General features: G+C 50.4%; 5 protein-coding genes. 4 read left to right on the top strand and 1 reads right to left on the bottom strand.

The window, feature by feature from the left end; all coding sequences use genetic code 11:
- Positions 1-3 precede the first annotated feature (3 nt).
- Both H608_RS0112755 and H608_RS0112760 read left to right on the top strand, forming a co-directional pair.
- The gene (locus H608_RS0112755; RefSeq protein ID WP_028788010.1) at positions 4-1,197 is read left to right on the top strand and encodes a hypothetical protein; all 1,194 of its coding nucleotides are present in this window, start codon (positions 4-6) and stop codon (positions 1,195-1,197) included.
- Positions 1,198-1,267: 70 nt separating this feature from the next.
- Complete coding sequence (locus tag H608_RS0112760; RefSeq protein ID WP_028788011.1) at positions 1,268-3,052, top strand: DNA polymerase III subunit gamma/tau; 1,785 nt, start codon at positions 1,268-1,270, stop codon at positions 3,050-3,052.
- Here H608_RS0112760 and H608_RS0112765 read toward each other — a convergent pair.
- Positions 3,049-5,178 (bottom strand): M48 family metallopeptidase, encoded by a 2,130-nt coding sequence (locus H608_RS0112765; protein WP_028788012.1) that lies wholly within the window; start codon positions 5,176-5,178, stop codon positions 3,049-3,051. The genes H608_RS0112760 and H608_RS0112765 overlap by 4 nt on opposite strands.
- A gap of 125 nt (positions 5,179-5,303) precedes the next feature.
- On the opposite strand from H608_RS0112765, the gene H608_RS0112770 reads away from it, so the two are divergent.
- Both H608_RS0112770 and H608_RS0112775 read left to right on the top strand, forming a co-directional pair.
- Entirely contained in the window at positions 5,304-6,992 is a 1,689-nt protein-coding gene (locus H608_RS0112770) for a pyruvate dehydrogenase complex dihydrolipoamide acetyltransferase (protein ID WP_028788013.1), read from the top strand.
- A 98-nt stretch (positions 6,993-7,090) separates the two neighbouring features.
- Positions 7,091-7,672, top strand: coding sequence for a hypothetical protein (locus tag H608_RS0112775; RefSeq protein ID WP_028788014.1), 582 nt, complete (start codon positions 7,091-7,093; stop codon positions 7,670-7,672).
- The last annotated feature ends 69 nt before the right edge of the window (positions 7,673-7,741 follow it).

Raw genomic sequence — 7,741 nt, forward strand, 5'->3', positions numbered from 1 at the left:
TTTATGTACCTGACAGAAGTAAAGTCACCGGCAGAAGCCCGGCTTTTTATACAGGTGAATGTGGAAGTCAACTACAAAGATCCGAACTATATCCGGCCACTCGATAAAGACGTGAACGAAGTGTTTGATCCTGCAAAAAACAAAACCTTCCGCAACGGTGAAGTGACCCGGTGGATCCTGCGCGATGAGCAACACAAACTCATCGGACGCATCGCCGCATTCACCAATAAAAAATATAAAAACAAAAACGACGACGTGCCTGTTGGCGGCGTCGGTTTTTTTGATTGCATCAACAATCAGGCTGCCGCAGATATGCTGTTCGATGTAGCGCGGCACTGGCTCATGCAACGCGGCATGGAGGCCATGGACGGTCCGATCAATTTTGGCGAACGCGACCGCTGGTGGGGGCTGATCGTGGAAGGTTTTGACCCTCCCCTGTACGGAATGAATTATAATCAGCCTTACTACAAAGAACTGCTGGAGAATTACGGCTTCCGTGGTTTTTATAACCAGATCTGCTTCTCCTTGAAAGTAGGCGACCGGCTGGGGGAAAAATTTTATCAACGCCACGCGGCACTCGCCGCCGATCCCGGCTTTACGTCTAAGCACATTGAAAAAAATCAACTGGAGAAATTCGCAGAAGATTTTTCCGTGGTTTACAATAAAGCATGGGCAGGCCACGGCGGCATGAAAGCAATAGAGAAAAAAGTAGCGGTGAAAATGTTTCAGTCGATGAAACCCGTGATCGACGAGCGCGTCTGCTGGTGTATTTATTACAACGGCGAACCCGTTGCGGTATGGGTAAACCTGCCTGATCTTAATCAGTGGTTCCGCTACCTGGATGGAAAATTCGGGTTGCTGGCCAAGCTGAAATTTTTGTGGATCAAGAAAACGCGTCCCGTCAATAAATTTACCGGGCTTGTATTCGGTATTGTACCTGAGTTTCAGGGCAAAGGCCTGGATGCTTATATGATTGTGGAAGGTTGCCGGCTTATTCAGCGCTTGAAAATAGAAAACGGTCAATACATTCTCGGCAAACCGATCTACGAAGATTTTGAAATGCAATGGATCGGTGAATTCAATCCGAAGATGATCAACGTAGCCGAATCGCTGGGCACTTACCGCAGTCGTAAGCTCACCACTTACCGCTACCTGTTTGACCGGTCGAAAGAATTCAAACCGCACCCGACGATTTAAAAAAGGATTACACCGAAAACATAAGTATTTTTGCAGTTGACGTTCCCACACGGAGCACAAGGCATTTCCCATGGATAAATTCATCGTTTCCGCACGCAAATACCGCCCGCAATTGTTCAACACGGTTGTAGGGCAAAGTCATATCACCACCACCCTGAAAAACGCGATCAAATCGGAACAACTGGCGCATGCCTTTTTGTTCTGCGGTCCGCGGGGTGTGGGTAAAACAACCTGCGCGCGTATCCTCGCCAAAACCATCAACTGCGAAAACCGCACGGCAGAAGGGGAAGCGTGCAATACCTGCAACTCCTGCGTTTCGTTCAACGAAGGTACTTCGATGAATATCCATGAGCTCGATGCCGCGAGCAACAACTCGGTGGATGATATCCGCGCACTCGTAGAACAGGTGCGTTTTGCTCCGCAGGCCGGCGAATACAAAGTGTATATCATCGATGAGGTGCACATGCTCAGTTCTTCCGCTTTCAACGCGTTCCTGAAAACGCTGGAAGAACCGCCCTCCTATGCGATCTTCATCCTGGCCACTACCGAGAAACACAAAATCCTCCCGACGATCCTGAGCCGTTGCCAGATATTCGATTTCAAACGCATCACTACCAACGATACCGTTGAACACCTGCAGGAAATCTGCGAGAAAGAACATGTGACAGCAGAAAAAGCGGCCTTGCAGGTGATCGCGCAAAAGAGCGAAGGTTGTATGCGTGATGCACTCAGCATCATGGACAAGATCGTAAGTTTTACCGGCGGTGAGTTGAACTATAACAATACCCTCGAGCATCTCAACATCCTCGATGCAGACTATTATTTCAAACTGCTCAACTGCATGATGTCGCAAGACCTGGCAGGTGCCATGTTGTTGTTCGACGACATCAACCGCAAAGGCTTTGAAGGTGACCTGGTGCTGAATGGCCTTGCCGAATTCATGCGCAACCTGCTCGTGTGCAAAGATGAAAGAGCCGCTTCCCTGTTGGAAACAGTTGAAAGTTTTAAATCGCGTTATGTAGAAACGGCGGCAACTATTTCCGCAGGTACATTGATCAGCGCACTCAACATTCTCAACGATGCAGAGATCGGTTTCAAAGCGGCGCGCAACAAGCGCCTGCATGTGGAACTGGTACTCATCAAGCTATGTTACCTGCAACAAGCCATGGAACTGTCTGCCGATGGCAGCGCGGTAAGTAAAAAAAAACGGGTTGACAGCGCAAGAGCCGTCCCGTTCCGCGCATTAAAAGCATTTGAGTGGAAACCTGCCGCACCCGCCAATGATAACACCGGAGCACGGCTCACCGTTGAAACGGCACCGCCGGTAACGCAACCACAAAAACAAACCACTCCGCCACCGCAAACTACTTCGTCTGCGAATACTGCTGCCAAACCAGCCAGTCCAAAAATTTCCGGGCTTGCACAGATGCGCAGCAAATTCAAAAACATGCAGGAAGAGGCCAAAGAAATTGTGGCCCGCCCGCTGGTAATGGAAGAACTCCGCGCTAAGTGGGATGAATATGCCGCAATGCTGAAAGCAAACAAGAATGCTGCCGGCAGTGTATTCGACATGGCGCAACTGCAACTGGTAGACGAGAACAGCTTTTATGTAAAAGTCAACGACCCTATTCAGTTTCGTTTCATTGAAACCAATGCGCTGAATGTGGCAGAGTTTCTCAAAGAAAAATTGCAGAACGCCAACCTGCAGCTTTTCATCGCCATGGAGGAAAACAAAGACCTCGCGCCAAAAATCGAAATCCCGTTATCATCCGGTCAGCAATTCCAGAAACTGACAGAGCAATATCCGCTGATCAGGGAACTGAAAGAACGCCTTAAGCTGAACGTGGATTATTAAACCGCTGCGGTTCCTGCATTTTTATTTTCTGAAAACAAACGGGTTTGTTTTTCGAGAATATGCTTAAGACTGGCAAATAATCTTTGATTCACGGCCTGCCAGCTTGATTCGCAGAGTTTATGCAGGTTGATTAATTCGGTATTAAAAAATTCAGTGCCGCTGAAGTATTGGTAACTGGCTGCAATGAAATGTTCCGCATTCTCGCGGGCAGCCGGATCATGTGTAAACACGCCTTTGTCCACCCATGCCTGCAACATTCTTTTCATCTCTGGTTCATGCATCGTGCGCAACTGGAAAGCAAGATTGTCGGCCGCTTCCACCGATTGTATTTGGCCGGTATAAACAGGCTGAAGACAACTCAATGTTTTATTGAGCGTATCAAGATACGCTGCGGCGAGACGTGCATCCGCAAAATAAGCATGGTATGCGCCCTCAAGCGATTCACCTTTTGCAGTACTTACTTCAACGAAGTAACGCACCACGAGCAGATCGTGCGCTTTCAATTGCCGTCGCAATTCCTCTTCTTCTTTCACCAGTTCGTCTGCGAGCGCCGATGCTTCTGCGCGATTGTATTTTTTTCCATCAAAATCAAATGTCTTGACGTCTACTTCACCTGCCGCCATCTGCCGCAGCAAAGCGGTTTCGGCATTCAGGTTTGTGATTTTTTTGGGCAGCGATGCATACGCCGGCGCAAATAAACCTGCAGCTGTTTTACCAGCGGCGGTTCCAGGTATATAGAGCATATTGTCTTCTGCGGGCACTTCGGGTTGTCTTCCGTCATAATAGCCATTGTATTCCGCGGGAAGGCTGTATAAATTCCTTTCGGTGGCCAGGTATTCATTGAACTCCGATGGGACGATGGAATGCGTGCCCGAACAATCGGCCGAAGCATATATTTTCTGTGTCAATTGTTCCTGCCAGTAAGACATGCGTTCGAACAGGATCCAGGCTGTCTGCGGATCGTTTTCTGCTGCTATATTCAGGCTGCGCAAATGTGCTTCACGGTCCTCACGCGAGGGATGCGATGCCCATTGATCTTTGTAATTGACACGCATGGTTTTTAGTCCTGCGAGAAATGCATCGGTCAACACGGGCAGCCCATGTTGCATGTCCAGTTTGTAATTGATCGCAAGGTCCTCAAGTGTGGCTTTCTGGTTAGGATAAATATTGGGGGTGACTTTCTTTTGCTCGAGCAGGCGGGCGCAATGCTGAATAGTGAGGGCGTAGGCCGTATCGGCGATCTCGAGGCGGCGAAGCGAGGTGATCAATGCTTCGCTGCCGCTTACACTGGCGGCCACTGCATCGGCATGAAATTCCATTTCGCGGGAGAGACTGCTGTACTGGCGATTAATCAATCCATACATCTGTTGCAGGATCCACTGAATGCTGCGCACGATCGCTATCGTGATATGGGTAAAAATCGCCAGCAGGCCATGCAGGTTGCCCAGTCCGTTCAGCACCTGTGCGTAACCCGAGTTCTGGTAAAGCATGTTGTAGATGATGCGGTTCACCTGGTACACAAAACTGCCAAGTTTCATGCTGCGTTGCGAGAAATGACCGAACTCATGCGCCAGTACTGCTTTGAATTCACTTATACTGATGCTGTTGACCAGTCCGAGGCCGATCTGCAGGTTCTTTTTCACCGGCAGGAACATGCTCCAGAAGCTGGAATTATAAGAAACGGACGCATTCACATCTGCCGAAAGAAAGATCTTCTTGGGAAACTGTGTCTGGGTGTCCGCGGCCACTTTGCGTATAAATGCAAACAGTACCGGCTGTTCCTCTTCCGTAATCTGTACGCTGGAAGACATATCGGACCGGTTGACGGCAAAAAGGAATTTTACCAGGAAAAACAAAACGAGTACGCCTACACTAATGATGCCGAGCCCGGCCATGATGCCCCAGAAACCAGACAGACTGGTGAACAACACGAACCCGAGATACAGGCAACCGGCCGCCAGTGCCGCTCCGAATGCGAGCAACAGGAGGTAAACGATAAAGAACAGGACGATCATCCCCAGCACAGCTTTCACCTCGCGGCGGAAACCGGGAGAAACTTCCGTGGCGGAAGCAGGCACGTTGCCGGGCGTGGCGGGATAGGGAAAAGAGATGGCAGAATTGGACATGGTGCTGTTTTGGAAAAATGAAAATACAGAAATATCAGGCAGCCCTGCCACACCCCGGACGATGCAGGGAAAGTCCCCGGTCAATTCATCATTTTATCTTAATTTCGGCCAAAATTTTAAGGTAAATGGCTGAAAAGATATTAATGCCCCGCCTGAGTGATACCATGACCGAAGGTGTGATTGCGGCCTGGCACAAAAAGGTAGGTGATACGGTAAAAAAAGGAGATCTGCTGGCTGAAGTGGAAACCGACAAGGCTACTATGGAGCTCGAAAGCTATAAAGATGGCGTTCTGTTGCATATTGGTACAGAGAAAGGTGGCAAGCTTCAGGTGGACGATCTGCTGGCCATCGTAGGCGATGCGGGCGAGGATATCTCAGGACTGCTGGGAGGCAATAACGCCGCTCCCGCCAAGCAGGAAGCTGCCAAACCTGCCGAAGCCCCGGAAGAGAAACCTGCTGAAAAGCCGAAAGAAGCGCAACCCAAAGAAGAAAAAGCTGACAAAGGCGGAAGTTTACCCGACGTTTCCAAAATGGAAGAAGTGGTACTGATGCCCCGTCTGAGCGACACCATGACCGAAGGGGTGATCGCCGGATGGAATAAAAAAGTGGGCGATGCCGTGAAGAAAGGTGATGTACTCGCCGAAATCGAAACGGACAAAGCCACGATGGAGCTGGAAAGCTACAAAAACGGAACGCTGCTGTACCAGGGCGCCCAGAAAGGTGAAAAAATCCAGGTGAACGACCTGCTCTGCATCATCGGTGAAGAAGGAAAAGTGGATGTGGATGCAATCGTAGCCGCCGTAAAAGGTGGTGGCGCAGTACCAGCCGCTACTGAAGGAAAAAGTCCCGAAGCATCGGGAGAAAAAACTGAAAAAGAAGCCGCTCCCGCAGCCGAAGAAGCAACAGAAACGGCATCCGGTTCTGCTGACGCAAACGGCCGTGTAAAAGCTTCTCCCCTCGCGCGTCGCCTGGCTGCCGACAAAGGCATCGACCTCGCGAAAGTGCAGGGCAGCGGAGACAACGGACGTATCGTTAAGTCCGACATCGACAATTACACACCGCAACAGGCTGCTGCTGCATCAGGCGCTCCTGCTGCGAAATCATCCGGCGCACCAGCCGCACCGGCCGGTCAGGTAAGCTTCGACGAAGTACCCGTTTCGCAAATGCGCAAGGTAATTGCCAAGCGCCTCTCCGAAAGCCTGTTCACCGCTCCGCATTTCTATGTGACCATGGTGATCGATATGGACGCAGCCGTAGCAGCCCGCGCCCGCATCAATGAAAACGCCAAAGTAAAGATCTCTTTCAACGATATTGTACTGAAAGCCTGTGCGATCGCATTGAAGAAACACCCTGCGATCAACAGCAGTTGGCTCGGCGACAAAATCCGCGTGAACCATCATGTAAACATCGGTGTGGCCGTAGCAGTGGAAGAAGGTTTGCTGGTACCGGTTATCCGTTTTGCCGATACGAAAGGACTGGCGCAAATCGCCGGTGAAGTGAAAGAGCTGGCGCAGAAGGCCAAAGACAAAAAACTGCAGCCCTCTGAGTGGGAAGGCAACACTTTCACCATTTCCAACCTCGGTATGTTTGGCGTGGATGAATTCACCGCCATCATCAACTCACCGGATGCCTGTATCCTGGCAGTAGGTGGCATCAGCCAGGTGCCTGTAGTGAAGAATGGTGAGATTGTTCCCGGTAATCAAATGAAAGTAACCCTTAGCTGCGACCACCGCGTGGTGGACGGCGCTACAGGCGCTGCCTTCCTGCAAACGCTGAAGAGCCTGCTGGAAGAGCCGCTCCGCATGCTGGTCTGATAAAGACCGGCTTAAAATAGCTTTAATACGGTCCCGCTTCGGCGGGATCTTTTTTTGTTCCGAATGTTTTATATTCGGTTATAACCAAACTATCGTGCATGCTTCTACTGGATATCCCGTCCTGGTGGCAGGAACTCAGCACCCCTGAAAAATTATATTGGGCTTTAGCCCTGTTGTTTTCGCTGCTTTTTGCCAGCCAGACCATCCTTTCATTGGTACATCGTGAAGAAGAAAAGAACCGTTATACGCCGCAACTAATGAATGTGCGGAATGTCATTGCCTTTTGTTGTGTAGCCGGATGGACAGGCCTGGCTCTGCTTGCTGCGGACACCGGGCTGGTTACAGCCTCCCTGCTTTCCCTGGCCGCGGGTGCCCTGGCAGTTGTGTTGATCTGGTTTCTCCAGCGAAGCCTGCAGCATGTAAAAGCCAGTCCCGGATTCGACATACAGCAGGCCATCGGAAAGATCGGGGAAGTGAATGTACCGGTGCCTGCGCATCTGCAGGGCCAGGGCGAAGTGCATATCAAGATAGAGGGCGCTGTAAGGGAATTACCGGCCGTTTCTGCCGATGAGCAAGCTATTGCTGCAGGAAAGCTGGTGAAAGTATTGAGTGTGCAGGAAAAAAATGTGCTGGTGGTAACGACGCATTTGGCGGCGGATCTGGCAGAGGAACCGGAGTGAAAGTGGTGAATGGTGAATGGTCAATCGTGAATCGTGAATGGTCAATAAACAGCCACTTATCCGTGGTTC

The sequence above is a fragment of the Terrimonas ferruginea DSM 30193 genome, assembly GCF_000425585.1.
GTDB classification, from domain to species: domain Bacteria; phylum Bacteroidota; class Bacteroidia; order Chitinophagales; family Chitinophagaceae; genus Terrimonas; species Terrimonas ferruginea.